Here is a 22,170-nt window from a genome sequence, read left to right as displayed (position 1 = left end):
TCCTCCCCCCCCCCCCCCCCCCCCCCCCCCTCCCCCCCCCACGAACCCCCCCCACCCCCCCCCCCCCCCCCCCCCCCCCCCCCCCCCCCCCCCCCCCCCCGACCGGCCGACCGCATGCTTGCATACATAGTCCGACGGCTCTTCTCAGTCGTCGTGATGCTGCTCGTCGTCACCCTGGTGACGCTCAGCATCTTCTTCCTCATCCCCAAGATGACCGGCAGCGACCCTGCCGCGATGTTCGTCGGCAAGCAGGCGGATCCGGCTTCCATCGAGGCCGTCCGGCAGAAGCTGGGCCTGGACGAGCCGATCCTGGTGCAGTTCTGGCACTTCGTCTCCGGCATCTTCGTCGGCCGGGACTACACCGGCGGCGGCGACACGATCCACTGCGCCGCACCGTGCTTCGGCTACTCGTTCCGCACCGAGCAGGACGTGTGGACGATGCTCGTCGACGCGTTCCCGGTCACCCTCTCCATGGTCATCGGCGCCGCCGTGCTGTGGCTGGTGCTCGGCGTCTCCACCGGCGTGGTCTCCGCGCTCAAGCGGGGCACGATCATCGACCGCGCGGCGATGATCACCGCGCTGGCCGGCGTCTCGCTCCCCATCTTCTTCACCGCCATGCTGGCGATGCTCGTCTTCCGCACCCAGCTGGGCTGGGTCGACGCCTCGTACGTGCCGATCACCGAGTCCTTCGGCGGCTGGTTCGGCGGCCTGCTCCTCCCGTGGGTCACGCTCGCCTTCCTGTACGCGGCGATGTACGCCCGCCTCACCCGCGCCACCATGCTGGAGGTGCTCGGCGAGGACTACATCCGCACCGCCCGGGCCAAGGGCCTGCCGGAGCCCGTCGTGCTCGGCAAGCACGCGATGCGCTCCACCATGACCCCCATCCTGACCATCTTCGGCATGGACCTCGGCGCCCTCATCGGCGGCGCGATCCTGACCGAGACCGCGTTCAGCCTCCACGGCCTCGGCGGTCTCGCCATCAAGGGCGTGAGCGAGCGTGACCTGCCGCTGATCCTGGCCGTCACCCTCATCACCGCCGCGTGCGTCGTCATCGCGAACCTCGTGGTGGACCTGCTGTACGCGGTGATCGACCCCCGAGTGAGGCTCGCATGACGGACAAGCTGACGAAGACGGGCGCGGCGCCCGGAGAGCCGGTCGCCGCCTCGGGCGCCCCGTCCGACGCCTTCCTCGACGTGCGTGACCTGAAGATCCACTTCCCGACCGACGACGGTCTGGTCAAGTCGGTCGACGGCCTCAGCTTCCAGCTGGAGAAGGGCAAGACCCTCGGCATCGTGGGCGAGTCCGGCTCCGGCAAGTCGGTCACCTCGCTCGGCATCATGGGCCTCCACACGGTCGGCCAGTACGGCCGCCAGAAGGCGCGGATCTCCGGCGAGATCTGGCTGAACGGCCGCGAGCTGCTCTCCGCGGACCCGGACGAGGTCCGCCGGATGCGCGGCCGCGAGATGGCGATGATCTTCCAGGACCCGCTGTCCGCGATGCACCCGTACTACACGATCGGCCACCAGATCGTGGAGGCGTACCGCGTCCACCACCCCGTCGACAAGAAGACGGCCCGCCGGCGGGCCGTCGAACTCCTCGACCGGGTCGGCATCCCCGAGCCCGACAAGCGGTTCGACAACTACCCGCACGAGTTCTCCGGCGGCATGCGCCAGCGCGCGATGATCGCGATGGCGCTGGTCAACAACCCGGAACTGCTCATCGCCGACGAGCCGACCACCGCGCTCGACGTCACCGTTCAGGCCCAGATCCTCGACCTGATGCGGGACCTCCAGAAGGAGTTCGGCTCCGCGGTCGTCATCATCACCCACGACCTCGGCGTCGTCGCCGAGCTCGCCGACGACATCCTCGTGATGTACGGCGGGCGCTGCGTCGAGCGCGGCCCGGCCGAGTCCGTCTTCTACGAGCCGCAGCACCCCTACACCTGGGGCCTGCTCGGTTCGATGCCGAGGATCGACCGCGACCAGACCGAGCGGCTCATCCCCGTCAAGGGCAACCCGCCCAGCCTCATCAACATCCCGAGCGGCTGCGCCTTCAACCCGCGCTGCCCCTACGCGGACGTCCCCAAGGGTGGCGTCACCCGCACCCAGCGGCCCGAGCTCGCCCTGGCCGGCGAGCGCCACTACTCGGCCTGCCACATGCCGCAGGAGGAGCGGACCCGCATCTGGACCGAAGAGATTGCGCCGAAACTGTGAGCGACAACATGGAACCTCTGCTCAAGGTCAGCGGCCTGAAGAAGCACTTCCCCATCAAGAAGGGGCTTCTCCAGCGCCAGACCGGCGCGGTCAAGGCGGTCGACGGGATCGACTTCGAGGTCTACCCCGGTGAGACCCTCGGCGTGGTCGGCGAGTCCGGCTGCGGCAAGTCCACGATGGGCCGGCTCATCACCCGGCTCCTCGAACCCACCGACGGCACCGTCGAGTTCCTCGGCAAGGACATCTCCCACCTCGGCGTCGCGGGCATGCGCCCGTTCCGCCGGGACATCCAGATGATCTTCCAGGACCCGTACGGCTCGCTGAACCCGCGCCACACGGTCGGCACGATCGTCTCCGCGCCCTTCAAGCTCCAGGGCGTCGAGCCCGAGGGCGGTGTGAAGAAGGAGGTCCAGCGCCTCCTCGGTCTGGTGGGCCTCAACCCCGAGCACTACAACCGCTACCCACACGAGTTCTCCGGCGGCCAGCGGCAGCGCATCGGCATCGCCCGCGCGCTCGCCCTCAAGCCGAAGCTCGTCGTCGCGGACGAGCCGGTCTCCGCCCTGGACGTCTCCATCCAGGCGCAGGTGGTCAACCTCCTGGACGACCTCCAGCAGGAGCTCGGCCTCACGTACGTGATCATCGCGCACGACCTCTCGGTCATCCGGCACGTCTCGGACCGCATCGCCGTCATGTACCTCGGCAAGGTCGTCGAGCTCGCCGACCGCAAGTCGCTGTACGAGAACCCGATGCACCCGTACACCCGGGCCCTGATGTCCGCGGTCCCGATCCCGGACCCGCGCCGCCGGGGGGCGAAGAGCGACCGCATCCTCCTCACCGGCGACGTCCCCTCCCCGATCGCCCCGCCGCCCGGCTGCCGCTTCCACACCCGCTGCTGGAAGGCGACCGACCTCTGCCGCACCCAGGAGCCCCCGCTCCTCGAACTCCGCCCCGGTCAGCGCGTCGCCTGCCACCATCCCGAGAACACCGACGCCCTCTCCATCCCCCAGCCCCGCCACTCCACCGACCTGAGCCCGGCCAAGCCCGAGGCTCCGGCCGAGGCGGCGGCTCCGGCCGAGCCCGAGGCCGAGGCGGGGACTCCGGCCAAGACGGAGGCCGAGGCGGAGGCTCCGGCCAAGACGGAGGCCGAGGCGGAGACTCCGGCGAAGGCCGAGGCCGAGGCCCGGACGGAGGCCCCGGCCTCCGCCGAGGAGGACGACGCGCCGAAGGCGTGACGTCCCCACAGCCCAAGAGGCCCCCGCCGCCCGCGGCCGGGGGCCTCCGGCGTGCCGGGCCCGGGGGCGTCACGTCGCGGCCCGGGGCGACCGGGACAATGGCCCCGTGCTCCACGATCTGTTCAGCCCCGACGTCCAGCACGCCCTGGACCTCGTCGGCATCTTCGTCTTCGCCATCTCCGGCGCCCTCCTCGCCGTCCGGAAGAACTTCGACGTCTTCGGGATAGCCGTCCTCGCCGAGGTGACGGCCCTGGGAGGGGGTCTCTTCCGGGACCTGATCATCGGCGCGGTGCCGCCGGCGGCGTTCACGGACCTGGGGTACTTCGTGATGCCGCTGGTCGCGGCCGTGCTGGTGTTCTTCCTGCACCCGGAGGTCGAGCGGACGCAGACCGCGGTGAACGTGTTCGACGCGGCGGGCCTGGGCCTGTTCTGCGTGACGGGGACGACGAAGGCGTACGACTACGGGCTGGGGCTGACGAGCTCCGCCGCGCTGGGCCTGGCGACGGCGGTCGGCGGCGGTGTGCTGCGCGACGTGCTGGCGAACGAGGTGCCGTCGCTGCTGCGCTGGGACCGGGACCTGTACGCGGTGCCGGCGATCGTGGGCGCCACGATGGTGGTGCTGTGCATCCGGTTCGACCTGCTGAACGCCTACACGAGCGGGACGGCCGTCCTGACGGCGTTCGTGCTGCGGCTGCTGGCGATGCGCTACCACTGGCGGGCCCCGCGCGCGTGGAACCGCCGTTCGTCCGCGCGCGAGGAGCCCGAAAAAGCTACCGCTCAGTAATGACCTGCGGTACCGTCGGGACATGAGCACGAGCACCGAGACGAGCGCCGCCCTCGCGGCGTACGAGTTCGACCGCGACACGGCCGTCACCCTCAGGGAGCCCGGCGTCTACGACGCCGACCTGTCCGCCGGCTGGACGATCATCCACGCCGTGAACGGCGGCTACCTCCTCGCCCTGCTCGGCCGCGCCCTCGGCGACCACCTCCCGCACCCCGACCCGTTCACGATCTCGGCGCACTACCTGACGCCGTCCGTGCCGGGCCCGGCGGTGATCCGCACGGAGACCGTGCGCACCGGCCGGACGCTCTCCACGGGCCAGGCATCCCTCTTCCAGTACGCCGAGGACGGCACCGAGGTCGAGCGCATCCGCGTCCTCGCCTCCTACGGCGACCTGGACGCCCTGACCGACGACGTCCGCACCAGTGCGGCGCCCCCGGCGATGGCCGCCCTCGAGAACTGCTTCAGCGCGGCCGACAACCCGGCCCCGCGGATCCCCGGCTCCTCCGCCATCGCCGACCGGCTCGACCTCCGTCTCGACCCGTCGTGCGTCGGCTGGGCGGTCGGCGCGCCGTCCGGCCGGGGCGAGATGCGGGCGTGGTTCGGTCTCGCCGACGGCCGCGCGCCCGACGCGCTCTCCCTGCTGCTGACCGTCGACGCCCTGCCGCCGACCTCCTTCGAGCTCGGGCTCAAGGGCTGGACGCCGACCGTGGAGCTCACCACCCACATCCGGTGCCGTCCGGCCCCCGGTCCGCTGCGCGTCTCGATCACCACCCGCAACCTCGCGGGCGGCTTCCTGGAGGAGGACGCCGAGGTCTGGGACAGCGCCGACCGCCTGGTGGCCCAGTCCCGGCAGCTGGCCCGCGCCCCGCGGGACTGACGCGCTTCGGGGTCCCGGCCCTCCCGGGACCCGCCGCGGGGAACGGCGTGAACCGGCCACCCGCCGAGGCCGCCGCCGGGGGCTCGTAGAATCGACGCACCATGGCATACCTCGACCACGCCGCGACCACGCCCATGCTGCCCGAGGCGATCGAGGCGATGACCGCCCACCTCGCCGTCACGGGCAACGCCTCCTCCCTGCACGCCGCCGGCCGCCGGGCCCGGCGCACCGTCGAGGAAGGGCGCGAGACCCTCGCGGCCGCCCTCGGCGCGCGGCCGAGCGAGGTCGTCCTCACCTCCGGCGGCACGGAGGCCGACAACCTCGCCGTGAAGGGCCTGTACTGGTCCCGCCGCGACGCCGACCCCCGCCGCACCCGCGTCCTGGCCAGCCCGGTCGAGCACCACGCCGTGCTCGACGCCGTCGACTGGCTCGCCGGGCACGAGGGCGCGTCCGTCGAGTACCTGCCGGTCGACCGGCACGGCCGGGTGCACCCCGACGCCCTGCGCGAGGCGATCGCGCGCGATCCCGGCTCCGTGGCCCTGGCCACCGTCATGTGGGCGAACAACGAGATCGGCACCGTCATGCCGGTCCGGGAACTCGCCGACGTCGCCGCCGAGTTCGGCGTCCCGCTGCACGCCGACGCGGTCCAGGCCGTCGGGCAGGTCCCGGTCGACTTCGCCGCCTCGGGGCTGGCCGCGATGACCGTGTCCGGCCACAAGATCGGCGGACCCTACGGCATCGGCGCCCTCCTGCTCGGCCGCGAGCACACCCCCGTACCCGTGCTGCACGGCGGCGGCCAGGAGCGGCACGTCCGCTCGGGCACCCTCGACGTGCCGGCGGTCGCCGCGTTCGCCGTCGCGGCCCGGCTCGCCACCGAGCGGACCGAGGAGTTCGCCCGCGAGGTCGGCGCGCTGCGGGACGCGCTGGTCACCGCCGTCCGCACGGTCGTCCCCGACGCGATCCTCGGCGGCGACCCGGTCGAGCGGCTCCCCGCCAACGCCCACTTCACCTTCCCCGGCTGCGAGGGCGACTCGCTGCTCCTGCTCCTCGACGCGGCCGGCATCGCCTGCTCGACCGGCTCCGCCTGCACCGCCGGCATCGCCCAGCCCAGTCACGTCCTGCTGGCCACCGGCACCGATCCGGACCTGGCCCGCGGCACGCTGCGCTTCTCCCTCGGCCACACCTCGACGAAGGAGGACGTCAGCGCGGTCGCCGAGGCCATCGGCCCCGCCGTCGAGCGCGCGCGGAGCGCCGGTCTCACGTGACCGTTCCCGGCACCGCCTTCGCCGCCTCCCGCACGAGCCTCAGGTAGCGGTCCCAGTCCCAGTGCGGGCCCGGGTCGGTGTGGTCGGTGCCCTCGACCTCCACGTGCCCGATGATGTGCTCCCGGTCCACGGGTATCCCGTACCGGGAGCAGATGTCCGCGGTCAGCCGTGCCGACCCGGCGTACATGGCGGCGGTGAAGTCCTGCGGACGGTCGACGAAGCCCTCGTGCTCGATGCCGATGCTGCGCTCGTTCATGTCGCGGTTGCCGGCGTGGAAGGCGACGTCGAGTTCGCGGATCATCTGGGCCACGTGGCCGTCCTTGCGGACGACGTAGTGGGCGGCGGCGCCGTGTCCCGGGTTCCTGAAGACCTTCAGCGCGGTCGCGTAGCTGCCCTGGACGACGTGGACGACGACCCGGTCGATCCGGTAGTCGTCGGGCCGGTCGGCCCGACGCCAGTTCGCCCGCGCCGCCGCCGTCCACTCGGCGCCCTTGTGGTCGAGCTCGCCCTCGACCCGCTTCCTCTCCATGCCCGGCAGCCGCCACCAGAACCGCGCCAGGTCGTCCCTGGCCACGGCGGCCACCCCGACCACCGCGGCCCCGCCGCCGAGCAGCACCGCCCGCCGTCCCACCTTCCGGCCGGACGCGTCCTTGCCCTTCCCCTTGCTCCCCATGCCACGGAGAACGCTTACTCACGCGCCCCCGGTTCCCGGCGACCCGTACCCTGGTAGGGCTATGACTCAGACGCCGCCCCCGCACCCCCGCACCCGCCCGCTCCGGGTCCTCGCCGCCATGTCCGGCGGAGTGGACTCCGCCGTCGCCGCCGCGCGCGCCGCCGAGGCGGGCCACGACGTCACCGGCGTGCACCTCGCGCTCTCCGCGAACCCCCAGTCCTTCCGTACCGGCGCCCGCGGCTGCTGCACGATCGAGGACTCGCGCGACGCGCGCCGGGCGGCCGACGTCATCGGCATCCCGTTCTACGTGTGGGACCTCGCCGAGCGGTTCCGCGAGGACGTCGTCGACGACTTCGTCGCGGAGTACGAGGCGGGCCGCACGCCCAACCCGTGCCTGCGCTGCAACGAGAAGATCAAGTTCGCCGCGCTGCTCGACAAGGCGCTCGCGCTCGGCTTCGACGCGGTCTGCACCGGCCACTACGCCACCGTCGTCCTCCACGAGGACGGCACCCGCGAGCTGCACCGGGCCTCCGACATGGCCAAGGACCAGTCCTACGTCCTCGGCGTGCTGGACGAGAAGCAGCTGGCGCACGCGATGTTCCCGCTGGGCGACACGCTCACCACCAAGGACGAGATCCGGGCGGAGGCCGAGCGGCGCGGACTCGCCGTCGCCAAGAAGCCCGACAGCCACGACATCTGCTTCATCGCCGACGGAGACACCCAGGGCTTCCTCGCCTCCCGGCTGGGCAGGGCCGAGGGCGACATCGTCGACGAGACCGGGACGAAGGTCGGCACCCACGAGGGCGCGTACGGCTTCACCATCGGCCAGCGCAAGGGCCTGCGGATCGGTCACCCGGCCGCGGACGGCAAGCCGCGCTACGTCCTCGACATCTCGCCGGTGAACAACACGGTGACCGTCGGCCCCGTCGAGGCCCTCGACGTCACCGGCCTCACCGCGATCAAGCCCCGCTGGTGCGGCACCGCCCCGGACGGCCCCGGCCGCTACACCGCCCAGCTCCGCGCCCACGGCGGCGAGACCGAGGTGACGGCGGCCCTCGTCGACGGCGGGCTCACCGTGACCTTCGACGAGCCGGTCCGCGGCGTCGCCCCCGGTCAGGCGATCGTCCTCTACGACGGCACCCGCGTCGTCGGCTCCGCCACCATCGCCACCACGACCCGCTCCACGGCGGCCCCGGCGACCGCCTGACACCCCGGAGGCCCCGGACCCCCTAGGGCCTGTCGTCACCATCCCCTCTGCCCCGCGGCAACGAGGGGATTTTGACGACAGGCCCTAGGCGGCGGCCCCGCTCCGCGGGTCGTCCCTGCCGTCCTCCCGTTCCTCCGTCAGGAACTCCTCCAGGACGGGGGCCAGGACGTGCGGCGCCACCTCGGACGTCTGCCCGGTGAGCGTGCGGTGACGGCCGCGCGGCAGGGCGGCGGCGAGGTCGCGGGCGGCCCGGCGGGTCCCCGCGGGACTGAACCCGCCGTCGACGACCAGGGCGCGCGCCTGCACCCCGGCCAGCCGCTGCCCGGACGGCGCCCCGTCGCCGAGCACCGCGAGGTCCTGGGCGAGGACGCGGGCCAGCGCCGCGGCATCGGGGAGCGCCCCCGCGGGGTCCGCCGGCAAGAGACCGAGGGCCGCCTCGGGCCGGCCCTCCGCCAGCAGGTCCGCCACCCGCCGCCACAGCTCCCCGGCCTCCGCCGAGTACGGCGGCTCGTACAGCGACACCGCCGCCACCGGAAGTCCCGCCGCGACCGCGGCCAGCGCCAGCGCGCCCCCGGTGCCCGTCCCGTGCAGGGCCGTGCCCGCCCCGGCCGCGCCCACGACCGCCGCCAGGTCCTCGATCTCGCGCTCCACGGCGCGGGACCCGCCGTCGCCGCTCCCGCCGCGGCCCCGCCGGTCGTAGGCGACGACCGTGAAGCGCCGGGCGAGGAGCCCGGCGAGCGGCCGTTCGGCCTCCGCGGTGGCCAGGGCCCCGCTCACCAGGACGACCGGCCGCCGTCCGTCCCGCCCGTCGCCGTACCGCTCGTACGCGATCGCCGTGCCGTCCCGCGACGTGACCCGGCCCCGGACCCTGCTCAGCGTGGTGCTCACCTCGTCCATGGCAGGGCAGACCGCGGCCGCCGCCCGAACTCATCGCCGCCGGGCGGGATTTCCCGGAGAAATTCAGAAGCCGCTGGTCACGGCCTACGGTGGGGCCATGAACATCTGCGTCTTCCTCTCCGCCGCCCAGCTCGACGAGCGGTACACGACCCCCGCGCGCGACTTCGCCCGCCTCCTCGGGAAGGCCGGCCACACCCTGGTCTGGGGCGGCTCCGACACCGGTCTGATGAAGGTGGTCGCGGACGGCGTCCAGGAGGCGGGCGGCCGGCTCGTCGGCGTCTCCGTCGACTTCCTCGCGCACAAGGCACGGCCGGACGCCGACGAGATGGTCGTCGCCCGGGACCTCGCCGAGCGCAAGGCGCTGCTCCTCGCCAAGTCCGACGCGATCGTCGTCATGGTCGGCGGCACCGGCACCCTCGACGAGGCCACCGAGATCCTGGAGCTGAAGAAGCACGGCAAGCACGCCAAGCCGGTCGTCCTGCTCAACACCGCGGGCTTCTACGACGGCCTCAAGGCCCAGTTCCACCGCATGGACACCGAGGGCTTCCTGCCCCTGCCCCTGACCGACCTCGTCTTCTTCGCGGACGACGGCCCGGCCGCCCTCGCCCACCTGGAGGAGAACATCGCCTCCCGCTGATGCGAGCATGGTCCCCATGGCTACTCATGTGATCACCGGAGCCGGTTCCGGCATCGGCGCGGCCGTCGCCCGCCGCCTGCACGCGCGCGGGGACGACCTCGTGCTGCACGCGCGGGACGCGGGGCGGGCGAAGGAGCTCGCCGCACAGTTCCCCGGGGCCCGGACGCTGGTCGGCGACCTCGCCGACCCGGACCGGCTGTCCTGGGCGTTCTCGCACCAGACCATGCCGGAGCGGGTGGACGGCCTGCTGCACATCGCGGGGGTCGTCGACCTCGGCCCGATCGGGGAGCTCACCCCGAAGACGTGGCATCACCAGCTCGACGTCAACCTGGTCGCCCCGGCCGAGCTGACCCGCCACCTGCTGCCCCAGCTGAGGGTCTCCCAGGGCCACGTCGTCTTCGTGAACTCCGGCGCCGGGCTCACCGCGCACGGCGAGTGGGGCGCGTACGCGGCCTCCAAGCACGGCCTCAAGGCCCTCGCCGACGCCCTGCGCCACGAGGAGCACGCCCACGGCGTCCGGGTCACCTCGGTCTACCCCGGCCGGACGGCCAGCCCCATGCAGGAGAAGGTGCACCGGCAGGAGGGCAAGGAGTACGACGCGTCGAAGTGGATCGACCCCGAGTCGGTGGCGACGGCCGTCCTCACGGCCATCGACCTGCCGCGCGACGCGGAGATCAACGACCTCACCGTCCGACCGGGGCGCTAGCCGTGAGCGAGACCGAGAACAGCGGCGGGACGAGCCCCTGGGGCCCCGCCACCGGCGTCGGCTCCCTGCCGGGCGGCGACGCCCGCGAGGCCGCCAAGGCCGCCACCGGCTCCTTCGAGGACTTCCCGTTCCTCGCGGAGCTGCCGGCCCGCGGCCCCGGCGCCGACATGATCGGCCGGACCACCGGGATGCTCGTCGACCTCTACGCGCACGTGGAGCCGAGCGGCTGGCGGATCAGCGACCGGCCCGGCCGCGACACCAAGCGCGCCCGGTCCTGGCTCGGCGAGGACCTGGACGCCCTGGAGGAGTTCACCCAGGGCTACGAGGGCCCGCTCAAGGTGCAGGCCGTGGGCCCGTGGACGCTCGCGGCGTCCCTGGAACTGCGCGGCGGCGAGGCGGCCGTCGGCGACGCGGGCGCCTGCCGCGACCTCACCGGCTCGCTCGCCGAGGGGCTCCGCGGCCACCTCGCGGAGCTGCGCCGGCGCGTCCCCGGGGCGCGGCCGGTCCTCCAGCTCGACGAGCCCTCGCTCACCGCCGTGCTCCGCGGCCACGTCCGCACCGCCAGCGGCTACCGCACCTACCGGGCCGTCGACCGGCAAGTCGTGGAGTCCGCCCTGCGCGACGTGATCGCCGTCCACGACGGACCGGTCGTCGTCCACTCCTGCGCCCCCGACGTCCCCTTCGCGCTGCTGCGGAGGGCCGGCGTCTCCGGCGTCTCGTTCGACTTCGGCCTGCTCACCGAGCGTGACGAGGACACGATCGGCGAGGCGGTGGAGGCCGGCACGACGCTCTTCGCCGGTGTGGTGCCGTCCACCGACACCGCATTGTCCGACCCGGGCGGTAGCGTCATGGGTGTCAGGACGCTGTGGCGCAGGCTGGGGCTGAATCCGGGGACTCTCGCGGAGTCCGTGGTCGTCACCCCCACGTGCGGGCTCGCGGGCGCTTCGCCCGCCTACGCCCGCGCGGCGCTCGCCCACTGCGCCCGGGCGGCGAGATCGCTCGCGGACAACCCAGAGTGACCGGGTTCAGAGGCACGGGAGGACGGACGAAGGTGGCAGTCGAACAGGGGGCCCTGCCCGCCGAGGCACGGGAGAAGCACGCCGACCTCGCCGAGCAGGTCGAGGAGCACCGCTTCCGGTACTACGTGAAGGACCAGCCGGTCGTCAGCGACGGCGAGTTCGACCGGCTCCTGCGCGCGCTGGAGGCGCTGGAGGAGGAGTACCCGGAGCTGCGGACGCCGGACTCCCCGACGCAGAAGGTCGCGGGGCAGTACGAGACGGAGTTCACCTCCGTCGAGCACCGGGAGCGCATGCTCTCCCTGGACAACGCCTTCGACGACGAGGAGCTGGCCACCTGGGCCGAGCGGGTCGGGCGGGACGTCGGCACGCCCGACTTCCACTACCTGTGCGAGCTCAAGGTCGACGGCCTCGCGGTCAACCTGACCTACGAGAACGGCCGGCTGACCCGGGCCGCCACCCGCGGCGACGGCCGCACCGGCGAGGACATCACGCCGAACGTGCGGACGATCGCCGACATCCCGGAGCGGCTGCGCGGCGACCGCGTCCCGGCCCTCGTGGAGGTCCGCGGCGAGGTCTATTTCCCGATGGAGGCGTTCGAGGGGCTCAACGCCCGGCTGGTGGAGGCGGGCGACAAGCCCTTCGCCAACCCGCGCAACGCGGCGGCCGGCTCCCTCCGCCAGAAGGACCCCAAGGTCACCGCCTCCCGCCCGCTCCACATGGTGGTGCACGGCATCGGCGCCCGCGAGGGCCTCGACATCTCCCGGCTCTCGGAGACGTACGAGCTGCTGCACGAGTGGGGGCTGCCCACGGCCCGGCACAACCGGGTGGTCGACTCCCTCGCCGCGGTGCGCGAGTTCATCGCGTACTTCGGGGAGAACCGTCACTCCGTGGAGCACGAGATCGACGGGGTGGTCGTCAAGCTCGACGAGATCCCGCTCCAGGGCCGGCTGGGCTCCACGGCCCGCGCCCCGCGCTGGGCGATCGCCTGGAAGTACGCGCCGGAGGAGGTCAACACCCGGCTGGTCGACATCAAGGTCGGCGTCGGCCGGACCGGGCGCGTCACGCCGTACGCGCAGGTGGAGCCGGTGACGGTGGCCGGTTCCGAGGTCGAGTTCGCCACCCTCCACAACCAGGAGGTGGTGAAGGCCAAGGGCGTCCTCATCGGGGACACGGTCGTGCTGCGCAAGGCCGGCGACGTCATCCCGGAGATCCTCGGCCCGGTCGCGGACCTGCGGGACGGCACCGAGCGGGAGTTCGTCATGCCCGCGGAGTGCCCGGAGTGCGGGACGCCGCTGAAGGCCATGAAGGAGGGCGACATCGACCTCCGCTGCCCGAACGCCCGGACCTGCCCGGCCCAGCTGCGCGAGCGGCTCTTCTTCCTGGCCGGCCGTCAGTGCCTGGACATCGAGAACTTCGGGGCGGTGGCCGCCGCGGCGCTCACCCGCCCGCTGGAGCCCGCCGAGCCGCCGCTCGCGGACGAGGGCGACCTCTTCGACCTGACGATCGAGCAGCTGCTGCCGATCACGGCGTACGTCCTCGACCAGGACAGCGGACTGCCCAAGCGCGACCCGAAGACCGGCGAGGAGAAGATCGTCACGGTCTTCGCCAACCAGAAGGGCGAGCCGAAGAAGAACGCCCTGGCGATGCTGGAGAACATCGCGGCGGCGAAGACCCGCCCGCTGGCCCGCTTCCTCAACGGGCTCTCCATCCGGCACGTGGGTCCGGTCGCGGCCGAGGCGCTGGCCCGCGAGTTCCGCTCCCTGGAGCGGATCGAGCAGGCGAGCGAGGAGGAGCTGGCGGCCGTCGACGGCGTCGGCGGGATCATCGCGGCCGCGGTGAAGCAGTGGTTCGCCGAGGAGTGGCACCGCGAGATCGTGCGCAAGTGGCGCGCCGCCGGGGTCAGCCTGGAGGACGAGGGCGCCGGGGAGGACGAGGGGCCGCGCCCGCTGGAAGGTCTCACGGTCGTGGTGACCGGCACCCTGGAGCGGTTCACCAGGGATGGCGCAAAAGAGTCGCTCCAGAGCCTCGGAGCGAAGGTGACCGGTTCCGTTTCGAAGAAGACCTCCTTCGTGGTCGTCGGTGAAAACCCTGGTTCGAAGTACGACAAGGCGATGCAGCTGAAGGTTCCGGTTCTGGACGAGGAAGGCTTCTCCGTCCTGCTCGAACAGGGGCCCGAGGCCGCCCGGGAGGCCGCTGTCCCGGTCGCCGAGTAGCCGCCCACCACCCCACGGCAGGCCACCCGTTCGGCGCATACCAGATCGTTACGGGTGGCTGGGCCGCATTCGGGCAAGAGAGGGAGAGCGCTGCCCGTCGAAGCCCTCGGCGGCCTAGTGTGGTGACCGTGCGTCTCGTTCCGCACGGCCGCCCGGGGGCTCCGCCCCGCCGCGCGCCGGCCGGAGGACGGACGGCCGCACCGCGGCCCCGCGCACACCCGACGGCACCGCCGCCTGTGAGAGGGACGGGAATGGAACCGACCGAGAGCGCCGCCCCGGTCCCACGGTCACACGGCCGTGCGGTCACCCCGGGCACCACCTCCCGGCTGCCCGCAGCCGTGGTGGGCATCGCCGCCGTCGTACTCGTCGCCGGGCTCCAGCGAGCCCTGAGCACCGGCCACGGACTCTTCCCCGGCGAGGTCGCCGGCTGGTCCCTCGCCGTGCTCACCGGCCTCATCGTCGGCCACCTGGTCGCCCTCGGCCGCGACCGCTGGTGGGGCGGCACCGGCTCCGGCGCCGCCCTCACCCTCGCCGTCCTCCTGCTGTACGGCTGGGTGCCCGCCGGCCTCGTCTCGCTCACCGTCGTCACCCTGGTCGGCGCCGCCCGCCGGGACCGCTGGCGCCAGGGCCTCCTGCACGGCGCCGCCGACGTCCTCGGCGTGGGCGCCGCAGCCGTCGTCCTCGCCCTCTTCGGGGACGTGCCGACCGTCGAACAGCCCTGGTGGCCCCTCGACTGGACCATCGGGGACCTGCCGGAAGTCCTCGTCGCCGCCGGCGCCTACCTCGTGGTGACCCGGCTCCTCCTGTGGTACACGCTCGCGCCCCAGGGCCGCGGCCTGCCCACCGTCGCCCGCACCGCGCTCCTGCGCCAGGGCCTCGTCGCCGTCGCCCTCCTCGGCATCGCCCCGCTCATCTGCGTCGTCGCCGCCACCCGGCCGGTCCTGCTGCCGCTCTTCGCCGTCCCCCTCATCGCCCTCGACTCCACCCTCTGGATCGCCCGCGCCCGCGCCGAGGAACAGCTCCGCGACCCGCTCACCGGGCTCCCCAACCGCCAGTGGCTCCTGGAGCGCGCCTGGACCGCCCTGGAGGAGGCCGAGGGCGAAGGGGCCCGCGCCGCCCTCGTCCTGATCGACCTCGACCGCTTCCGGTCGGTCAACGACACCCTCGGCCACCTCGCCGGCGACCGGCTGCTCCTCCAGATCGCCGAACGGCTCGACCTCGCGCTGCCCCGCGGCGCCGAGGCCGCCCGGCTCGGCGGCGACGAGTTCGCCGTCCTGCTGCCCACCGCCGACTCCACCACCAGCGCCCAGCGGGTCGCCCGCCACCTCGTCGCCGAACTCTCCTCCCCGCTCGACCTCGACGGGCTCACCCTCGTCCTGGAGGCCAGCGCCGGCGTCGCCGTCTTCCCCGACCACGCCCTCGACGCCGAGGGGCTGCTGCGCCGCGCCGACGTGGCCATGTACCAGGCCAAGCGCGACCGCACCGGCGTCGAGGTCTACGAGTCCAAGCGCGACTCCAACACGCCCGACCGGCTCGGTCTGCTCGGCGACCTCCGCCGCGCCCTGGACGCCGGCGAGGTCGAACTCCACTACCAGCCCAAGGTCCGCTTCGACGGCCAGGTCGCCGGCCTGGAGGCCCTCGTCCGCTGGGTCCACCCCGAGCGCGGCAAGGTCCCGCCGGACGAGTTCATCGCCATCGCCGAGTCCTCCGGCCTGATGCCGCACCTCACCGAGTACGTCCTGGAGACCGCGCTCGCCCAGGTCGCCCGCTGGCGGGCCCAGGGGCTCCACGTCCCGGTCGCCGTCAACGTCTCGCCGCGCGACGTCCACACCCCCGGCTTCGCCGGCGCCGTCGCCGCCCGGCTCGCCCGCCACGGCGTCCCGGCCGGCGCCCTCCAGCTGGAGATAACGGAACACGTCCTCCTGGAGGACCCCCAGCGGGCCGCCGACACGCTCAACGGCCTCACCGGCCACGGCGTGAAGATGTCCCTCGACGACTTCGGCACCGGCTACTCCTCCCTGGTCCACCTCCGCCGGCTGCCCGTCAGCGAACTGAAGATCGACCGCTCCTTCGTCGCCCGGCTCGCCGTCGACACCGAGGACGCCGAGATCGTCCGCTGCACCGTCGACCTGGCCCACTCGCTCGGCCTCCTCGTCGTCGCCGAGGGCGTGGAGGACGACGAGACCTGGGAACGCCTCCGCGACCTGGGATGCGACGCCGTCCAGGGCTGGCTCGTCGCCGCCGCCATGCCGCCCGCCGAGGCCACCGCCTGGCTGCTGGCCCGCGGCGAGCACGGCTGGCGCCGCCCCGCCGACATCGCTGCCCAGGTCGAGCTCGACCAGCCGTCCGGGCAGGTCGTTCCCTGAGGGTGCCGCGCTGCGGGCCAAACCGTTTCACGGGCAGGGGCACGGGCCCCATAGGATGGACCAACACCATCAAGCTCACCCCGTGAGGATCCGCATGCCTGGCATCACGCGCGAGGAGGTCGCCCACCTCGCACGGCTGGCGCGTCTGGAGCTGAAGGGCGAAGAACTCGATCACTTCGCCGGCCAGCTCGACGACATCATCGGCGCGGTCGCCCGCGTCTCCGAGGTCGCCGACCAAGACGTACCGCCGACCTCCCACCCGCTGCCGCTGACCAATGTCATGCGCGCGGACGAGGTCCGTCCGTCGCTCACCCCCGAGCAGGCGCTCTCCGGCGCCCCGGCCCAGGAGCAGCAGCGTTTCAAGGTGCCGCAGATCCTGGGGGAGGACTAACAGTCATGACGGACAACATCATCAAGCTCACCGCGGCCGAGATCGCCGGAAGGATCGCCGCCGGCGAGCTGACCGCCGTCGAGGTCGCCGAGGCCCACCTCGCCCGCATCGAGGCCGTCGACGAGAAGGTCCACGCCTTCCTGCACGTCGACCGTGAGGGCGCCCTCGCGCAGGCCCGCGCCGTCGACGAGAAGCGCGCCCGCGGCGAGAAGCTGGGCCCGCTCGCCGGTGTGCCGCTCGCCCTGAAGGACATCTTCACCACCGCCGGCATGCCGACGACCGTCGGCTCGAAGATGCTGGAGGGCTGGATCCCTCCGTACGACGCGACCCTGGTCAAGAACCTCAAGGCCGCCGACGTCGTCATCCTCGGCAAGACGAACATGGACGAGTTCGCGATGGGCTCCTCCACGGAGAACAGCGCGTACGGCCCGACCGGCAACCCCTGGGACCTCACCCGGATCCCCGGCGGCTCCGGCGGCGGCTCCTCGGCCGCCCTCGCCGCGTACGAGGCCCCGCTCGCCATCGGCACGGACACCGGCGGCTCGATCCGCCAGCCCGCCGCCGTCACCGGCACCGTCGGCGTCAAGCCGACCTACGGCGCCGTCTCCCGCTACGGCATGGTGGCCTTCTCGTCCTCCCTCGACCAGGGCGGCCCCTGCGCCCGCACGGTCCTGGACGCGGCCCTCCTCCACGAGGCGATCGCCGGGCACGACCCGCTCGACTCGACCTCCATCGACGCCGAGGTCCCGCAGGTCGTCGAGGCCGCGCGCAACGGCTCGGTCGCCGGCATGCGCGTCGGCGTCGTCAAGCAGTTCCGCGGCGAGGGCTACCAGGCCGGCGTCGTGCAGCGCTTCGACGAGTCCGTCGAGCTGCTGAAGACGCTGGGCGCCGAGATCGTCGAGCTGGACTGCCCGACCTTCGACCTCGCCCTGTCGGCGTACTACCTGATCGCGCCGTCCGAGTGCTCCTCGAACCTGGCCCGCTTCGACGCCATGCGCTACGGCCTGCGGGTCGGCGACGACGGCACCCGGTCCGCCGAGGACGTCACCGCCCTCACCCGTGAGGCCGGCTTCGGCGACGAGGTCAAGCGCCGCATCATCCTGGGCACGTACGCGCTGAGCTCCGGCTACTACGACGCGTACTACGGCTCCGCCCAGAAGGTCCGGACCCTCATCACCCGCGAGTTCGAGAGGGCCTTCGAGGAGGTGGACGTCATCGTCTCCCCGACGACGCCCACCACCGCCTTCCCGATCGGCGAGCGTGCCGACGACCCGATGGCCATGTACCTCGCGGATCTGTGCACCATCCCGACCAACCTGGCCGGCAACGCCGCCATGTCGCTGCCCTGCGGCCTGGCGCCCGAGGACGGTCTCCCGGTCGGTCTGCAGATCATCGCCCCCGCCATGAAGGACGACCGGCTCTACAAGGTCGGCGCGGCCGTCGAGGCCGCCTTCGTGGAAAAGTGGGGACACCCGCTGCTCGAGGAGGCTCCGTCGCTGTGAGTGCCATGGCAAAGAAGGCCAAGAACTTCAAGAAGTCGAAGACCGGCGTCTACGTCTCGCTGGCGACCACCGCGTTCGGTGCCATCAGCGTGGCGAAGCAGGCCAAGATGGCCCGCAACGACAACGACATGCTGCGGCTGATCGACTCCGCCGTGTCCGCCGCCGCCATCGTTACCGGCCTGGCGATCCTCTACCGGGAGCTCAAGCGCCTGGGCGACGACGACGTCCTGCTGGGCTGAGAGGGAAAGTCTCACCGTGACTGTCACTGAACTGCTGTCGTACGACGCGGCCCTCGCGGCGTTCGACCCCGTCATGGGCCTGGAGGTCCATGTCGAGCTCGGCACCAAGACCAAGATGTTCTGCGGCTGCTCGACCGAGCTGGGCGCGGACGCCAACTCGCAGACCTGTCCGACCTGCCTCGGCCTGCCGGGCTCGCTGCCGGTCGTCAACGAGATCGGCGTCGAGTCGGCCGTCAAGATCGGCCTCGCGCTGAACTGCGAGATCGCCGAGTGGTGCCGCTTCGCCCGGAAGAACTACTTCTACCCGGACATGCCGAAGAACTTCCAGACCTCCCAGTACGACGAGCCGATCGCCTTCAACGGCTACCTGGACGTCCAGCTGGAGGACGGCGAGATCTTCCGCGTGGAGATCGAGCGCGCCCACATGGAGGAGGACACCGGCAAGTCCACCCACATCGGTGGCGCGACCGGCCGCATCCACGGCGCCTCGCACTCGCTGCTCGACTACAACCGCGCGGGCATCCCGCTCATCGAGATCGTCACCAAGCCCATCGAGGGCGCGGGCGAGCGGGCCCCCGAGGTCGCCAAGGCGTACGTCGCCGAGCTGCGCGAGCTGATCCGCGCGCTCGGCGTCTCCGAGGCGCGGATGGACAAGGGCCAGATGCGCTGCGACGTGAACCTGTCGCTGCGCCCCCACGGCACCACGACCTTCGGCACCCGCTCGGAGACGAAGAACGTCAACTCGCTCCGTTCCGTGGAGCGCGCGGCGCGCTTCGAGATCCAGCGCCACGCGGCCGTGCTCACCTCCGGTGGCACGATCGTGCAGGAGACCCGTCACTTCCACGAGGACGACGGCTCCACCACCTCCGGCCGCATCAAGGACAACGCCGAGGACTACCGGTACTTCCCGGAGCCCGACCTCGTCCCCGTCGCCCCGTCCCGTGCGTGGGTCGAGGAGCTGCGTGCCGGTCTGCCGGAGCTGCCCCGGGTGCGCCGCAACCGGCTGCGCGAGGAGTGGGGCGTGTCCGAGCTGGACATGCAGGCCATCCTCAACGCGGGCGCGGTGGAGTCGATCGTCGCCACGATCGAGGCGGGCGCCGACGCGGCGTCGGCCCGCAAGTGGTGGATGGGCGAGCTCGCCCGCAACGCCAACGAGCAGGGCGTCTCGCTGGAGGAGCTGGCGATCACCCCGGGTGACGTGGCCCGGGTGTCGGCCCTGGTCGCCTCCGGCGACCTCAACGACAAGCTGGCCCGTCAGGTCATCGAGGGCGTCCTCGCCGGCGAGGGCACCCCGGACGCGGTCGTCGAGAAGCGCGGTCTGAAGGTCGTCTCCGACGACGGCGCGCTCGGCGTGGCCGTCGACGAGGCCATCGCGGGCAACGCGGCCATCGCGGACAAGATCCGCGGCGGCAAGGTCGCCGCCGTCGGCGCCCTCGTCGGCGCCGTCATGAAGGCCACCCGTGGCCAGGCGGACGCGGCGAAGGTCAAGGACCTGATCCTGGAGAAGCTGGGCGTCAGCGAGGGCTGATCCCCTCCACGCACGGCACGGCGGCCCCGCACCGGAACTCCGGTGCGGGGCCGCCGTCCTTCCGGCGCGGTCGTCCCGACCTTCGACCCGGGGGACCACGGTGGGCTGGTCTCGGGCCACTCACTCCCCCCCCCCCCCCCCCCCCCCCCCCCCCCCCCCCCCCCCCCCCCCCCCTCCCCCCCCCGCCGTCCTTCCGGCGCGTTCTCTCGGACGTTCACCACGGGGTCCCCGGTGGGTCTTCTCGTGGTCATCCCGTCTCACTACCGTCCCCGACGTACCCCCAATGGCTCGACGGCGAACCATTGGACGTCGACTGGAGGTCGGTCTTGTCATCCGAGATGTCCCGCAGAAGGCTGCTCGCGCTGGGCGGAGGCGCCCTGGGCGCCGCCGCGGCCGGTTCCCTGCTGCCGCCGTCGCTGCAGGCGGCGATGGCCGCGGAGCCCCCGGCCGGGGGGCTCGCGGCGGTCCGGCACGTGGTGATCCTGATGCAGGAGAACCGTTCCTTCGACCACTACTTCGGCACCCTCCGCGGCGTCCGGGGATTCGGCGACCGCAACGCCGTCGAGCTGCCCTCGGGCCGGCCGGTCTTCGAGCAGCCGGCCGCGCCCGGCCGGACCGTGCTGCCCTTCCCGATCCGCGGCGCCGCCCGGACGCAGCAGAAGGACCTCCAGTACATCGGCGACCTCGACCACTCGTGGGGCGGCGGCGCCACGGCGTGGCACGGCGGCTGGATGGACGGCTGGGTCTCGGCCAAGACCGCGGCCACCATGGCGTACTACGACCGGCAGGACATCCCCCTGCACTACGAACTCGCCGACACCTTCACCGTCTGCGACGCCTACCACTCGTCCATCCACACCTCGACGAGCCCCAACCGCAACCACCTCTGGTCCGGCTGGACCGGCTTCGAGGCCGACGGCAGCCGGGCCGTCACGAACGCCGCCTACGCCGAGGGCACCCACCCCGGCTACGGCTGGTCCACCTACGCCGAGCGGCTCGAAGCCGCCGGGCGGAGCTGGAAGACGTACACCGAGTGGGAGAACTTCACCGACAACAACATCGAGTTCTTCACCACCTTCAAGCAGATCGCCCGGAAGGCCCTCGCCGGGACCGGCGGCCACACCTTCATGGAGTCGTTCTACGCCGCCGTCCGCGACACCGACGACACCGCCGAGCGGACCCGGCTCCTGGGCCTCCTGGAGGACGGCGTCGCCGCCCTCACCCCGGCCGAGCGGTCCCTCTTCGAGCGCGGACTGCGCCGCGTCGAGTCCGGCACCCTCGCCGACGCCTTCCGCGCCGACGTCGCCGCCGGCGCGCTGCCCGAGGTCTCGTACCTCGTCCCCTCCGCGATCGACTCCGAGCACCCCGGCTCCTCCTCGCCGATCGCCTCCGCCACCCTCGTCTACAAGGTGCTCGACGCCCTCGGCGCGCATCCGGACGTGTGGCGCCACACCGTCGTCCTGATCAACTACGACGAGAACGACGGCTTCTTCGACCACGTCCCGCCGCCGGTCCCGCCGGCCGACGACACGGACGAGCGCTGGCAGGGCCGGCCCACCGGCCTCGGCATCCGCGTCCCGCTCCTCGTCGTCTCCCCGTGGTCGACCGGCGGATACGTCTGCTCCGAGACCTTCGACCACACCTCCGTGATCCGCTTCCTGGAGCGGCTCACCGGGGTCCGGGAGCCCAACATCACGCCCTGGCGCCGGACCGTCACGGGTGATCTCACCTCCGCCTTCGACTTCACGCGCGGCCGCCGGCGCCCCGAGGTCGAGCAGCCCGGCCCGATCCCGCCCTTCACCGGCCGCTGGCGGCCGCAGCCCCCGGCCGAGCAGCGGATGCCCGTCCAGGAGCCCGGCGTCCGTCCCGCCCGTCCCCTCCCGTACCAGCCGGACGCGGCCGCCACCACGGGTGCCGGTGCCGTCACGGTCGCGCTGAGCAACCGCGGCAAGGCGAGCGCGCACTTCGCCCTCTACCCCTACGCGGGCGAGTTCGCCGTCCCGCAGCACCGGGACGTCCGGGGCACGGGGGAGTGGACCGTCCCCGTGCCGGGCGACCGCTACCGCTTCACGATCACCGGCCCCAACGGCTTCCGCCGGGAGTTCGAGGGCCCCGCGGCGGGCGGCGCCGAGCTGGCCTCCCGCATCGACCACCACGACCGCGACCTCCACCTCACCGTCCGCAACACGGGTGAGCGTCCCGTCGCCTTCACCGTCCGGCCGCTGGGCTACGGCGACGCGGACGACCTGGCCGACTGGACCCGGACCGTCACCGTGAAGCCCGGGCGGACCCGTACCGTCGTGCACTCGGCCGCCGACGCGCACGGCTGGTACGACGTCGAGGTGACCGCCCCCGGCGGTTTCCGCCGCCGGCTCATGGGCCACATCGAGAACGGGCGCCCCAGCGTCTCCGGCTGACGCC

Annotated in this window: 19 protein-coding genes; 17 read left to right on the top strand and 2 right to left on the bottom strand. The window is 72.9% G+C overall.

Annotation, left to right across the window (positions count from 1 at the left end):
- The first annotated feature begins 114 nt into the window (after positions 1-114).
- The 6 genes from ACZ60W_RS14515 (at position 115) to ACZ60W_RS14490 (ending at position 6,371) form a co-directional block, all read left to right on the top strand.
- Entirely contained in the window at positions 115-1,113 is a 999-nt protein-coding gene (locus ACZ60W_RS14515) for an ABC transporter permease (RefSeq protein ID WP_469755641.1), read from the top strand.
- Positions 1,110-2,213, top strand: coding sequence for an ABC transporter ATP-binding protein (locus tag ACZ60W_RS14510; protein ID WP_469755640.1), 1,104 nt, complete (start codon positions 1,110-1,112; stop codon positions 2,211-2,213). Before ACZ60W_RS14515 ends, ACZ60W_RS14510 begins: the two co-directional genes overlap by 4 nt.
- 8 nt (positions 2,214-2,221) lie before the next feature.
- Entirely contained in the window at positions 2,222-3,445 is a 1,224-nt protein-coding gene (locus ACZ60W_RS14505; RefSeq protein WP_469755639.1) for an ABC transporter ATP-binding protein, read from the top strand.
- A gap of 106 nt (positions 3,446-3,551) precedes the next feature.
- Positions 3,552-4,229 carry a trimeric intracellular cation channel family protein gene (locus ACZ60W_RS14500; RefSeq protein WP_469755638.1) on the top strand — a complete coding sequence of 226 codons (678 nt, stop codon included), beginning with the start codon at positions 3,552-3,554 and terminating at the stop codon, positions 4,227-4,229.
- A 22-nt stretch (positions 4,230-4,251) separates the two neighbouring features.
- Positions 4,252-5,106: a thioesterase family protein gene (locus ACZ60W_RS14495; protein ID WP_469755637.1), complete on the top strand. Its 855-nt coding sequence runs from the start codon at positions 4,252-4,254 to the stop codon at positions 5,104-5,106.
- Positions 5,107-5,207: 101 nt separating this feature from the next.
- On the top strand, positions 5,208-6,371 hold the full coding sequence (locus ACZ60W_RS14490; protein ID WP_469755636.1) for a cysteine desulfurase family protein: 1,164 nt from the start codon (positions 5,208-5,210) through the stop codon (positions 6,369-6,371).
- Here the strand turns inward: ACZ60W_RS14490 and ACZ60W_RS14485 are convergent.
- Positions 6,364-7,044, bottom strand: coding sequence for an N-acetylmuramoyl-L-alanine amidase (locus ACZ60W_RS14485; protein WP_469755635.1), 681 nt, complete (start codon positions 7,042-7,044; stop codon positions 6,364-6,366). The two genes, ACZ60W_RS14490 and ACZ60W_RS14485, sit on opposite strands and share 8 nt — an antisense overlap.
- Positions 7,045-7,105: 61 nt before the next feature.
- On the opposite strand from ACZ60W_RS14485, the gene mnmA reads away from it, so the two are divergent.
- Positions 7,106-8,251, top strand: a complete 1,146-nt coding sequence (gene mnmA / locus ACZ60W_RS14480; RefSeq protein ID WP_469755634.1) for a tRNA 2-thiouridine(34) synthase MnmA — start codon at positions 7,106-7,108, stop codon at positions 8,249-8,251.
- Positions 8,252-8,335: 84 nt separating this feature from the next.
- Here mnmA and ACZ60W_RS14475 read toward each other — a convergent pair whose 3' ends face one another.
- Complete coding sequence (locus tag ACZ60W_RS14475) at positions 8,336-9,148, bottom strand: alpha/beta fold hydrolase (protein WP_469755633.1); 813 nt, start codon at positions 9,146-9,148, stop codon at positions 8,336-8,338.
- Between the two features lie 97 nt (positions 9,149-9,245).
- Between ACZ60W_RS14475 and ACZ60W_RS14470 the strand changes: the two genes are divergently transcribed.
- The 10 genes from ACZ60W_RS14470 to ACZ60W_RS14425 all read left to right on the top strand — a co-directional run bounded on the left by ACZ60W_RS14470 (position 9,246) and on the right by ACZ60W_RS14425 (position 22,166).
- Positions 9,246-9,785, top strand: coding sequence for an LOG family protein (locus ACZ60W_RS14470; RefSeq protein WP_469755632.1), 540 nt, complete (start codon positions 9,246-9,248; stop codon positions 9,783-9,785).
- Positions 9,786-9,792: 7 nt separating this feature from the next.
- Positions 9,793-10,491: an SDR family oxidoreductase gene (locus tag ACZ60W_RS14465; protein WP_469755631.1), complete on the top strand. Its 699-nt coding sequence runs from the start codon at positions 9,793-9,795 to the stop codon at positions 10,489-10,491.
- Between the two features lie 2 nt (positions 10,492-10,493).
- Positions 10,494-11,510 (top strand): methionine synthase, encoded by a 1,017-nt coding sequence (locus ACZ60W_RS14460; protein ID WP_469755630.1) that lies wholly within the window; start codon positions 10,494-10,496, stop codon positions 11,508-11,510.
- A 32-nt stretch (positions 11,511-11,542) separates the two neighbouring features.
- The gene (gene ligA / locus ACZ60W_RS14455) at positions 11,543-13,723 is read left to right on the top strand and encodes an NAD-dependent DNA ligase LigA (RefSeq protein ID WP_469755629.1); all 2,181 of its coding nucleotides are present in this window, start codon (positions 11,543-11,545) and stop codon (positions 13,721-13,723) included.
- 251 nt (positions 13,724-13,974) lie between these two features.
- A complete protein-coding gene (locus tag ACZ60W_RS14450; RefSeq protein WP_469755628.1) occupies positions 13,975-16,089 on the top strand; it encodes a putative bifunctional diguanylate cyclase/phosphodiesterase in 2,115 nt (704 codons plus the stop codon).
- Positions 16,090-16,183: 94 nt separating this feature from the next.
- The gene (gene gatC / locus ACZ60W_RS14445) at positions 16,184-16,480 is read left to right on the top strand and encodes an Asp-tRNA(Asn)/Glu-tRNA(Gln) amidotransferase subunit GatC (protein WP_015036350.1); all 297 of its coding nucleotides are present in this window, start codon (positions 16,184-16,186) and stop codon (positions 16,478-16,480) included.
- Between the two features lie 5 nt (positions 16,481-16,485).
- The gene (gene gatA / locus ACZ60W_RS14440) at positions 16,486-17,982 is read left to right on the top strand and encodes an Asp-tRNA(Asn)/Glu-tRNA(Gln) amidotransferase subunit GatA (protein ID WP_469755627.1); all 1,497 of its coding nucleotides are present in this window, start codon (positions 16,486-16,488) and stop codon (positions 17,980-17,982) included.
- A gap of 5 nt (positions 17,983-17,987) precedes the next feature.
- Positions 17,988-18,221 carry a hypothetical protein gene (locus ACZ60W_RS14435; RefSeq protein WP_189513203.1) on the top strand — a complete coding sequence of 78 codons (234 nt, stop codon included), beginning with the start codon at positions 17,988-17,990 and terminating at the stop codon, positions 18,219-18,221.
- Positions 18,222-18,237: 16 nt separating this feature from the next.
- A complete protein-coding gene (gene gatB / locus ACZ60W_RS14430; RefSeq protein WP_469755626.1) occupies positions 18,238-19,749 on the top strand; it encodes an Asp-tRNA(Asn)/Glu-tRNA(Gln) amidotransferase subunit GatB in 1,512 nt (503 codons plus the stop codon).
- 326 nt (positions 19,750-20,075) lie between these two features.
- Complete coding sequence (locus ACZ60W_RS14425) at positions 20,076-22,166, top strand: phosphocholine-specific phospholipase C (protein ID WP_469755625.1); 2,091 nt, start codon at positions 20,076-20,078, stop codon at positions 22,164-22,166.
- Positions 22,167-22,170 lie beyond the last annotated feature (4 nt).

The sequence above is a fragment of the Streptomyces sp. NPDC104202 genome (assembly GCF_055584185.1).
The sequence above is the reverse complement of the archived record's forward strand: the minus strand, read 5'-3'. Positions and strand labels throughout refer to the sequence as shown.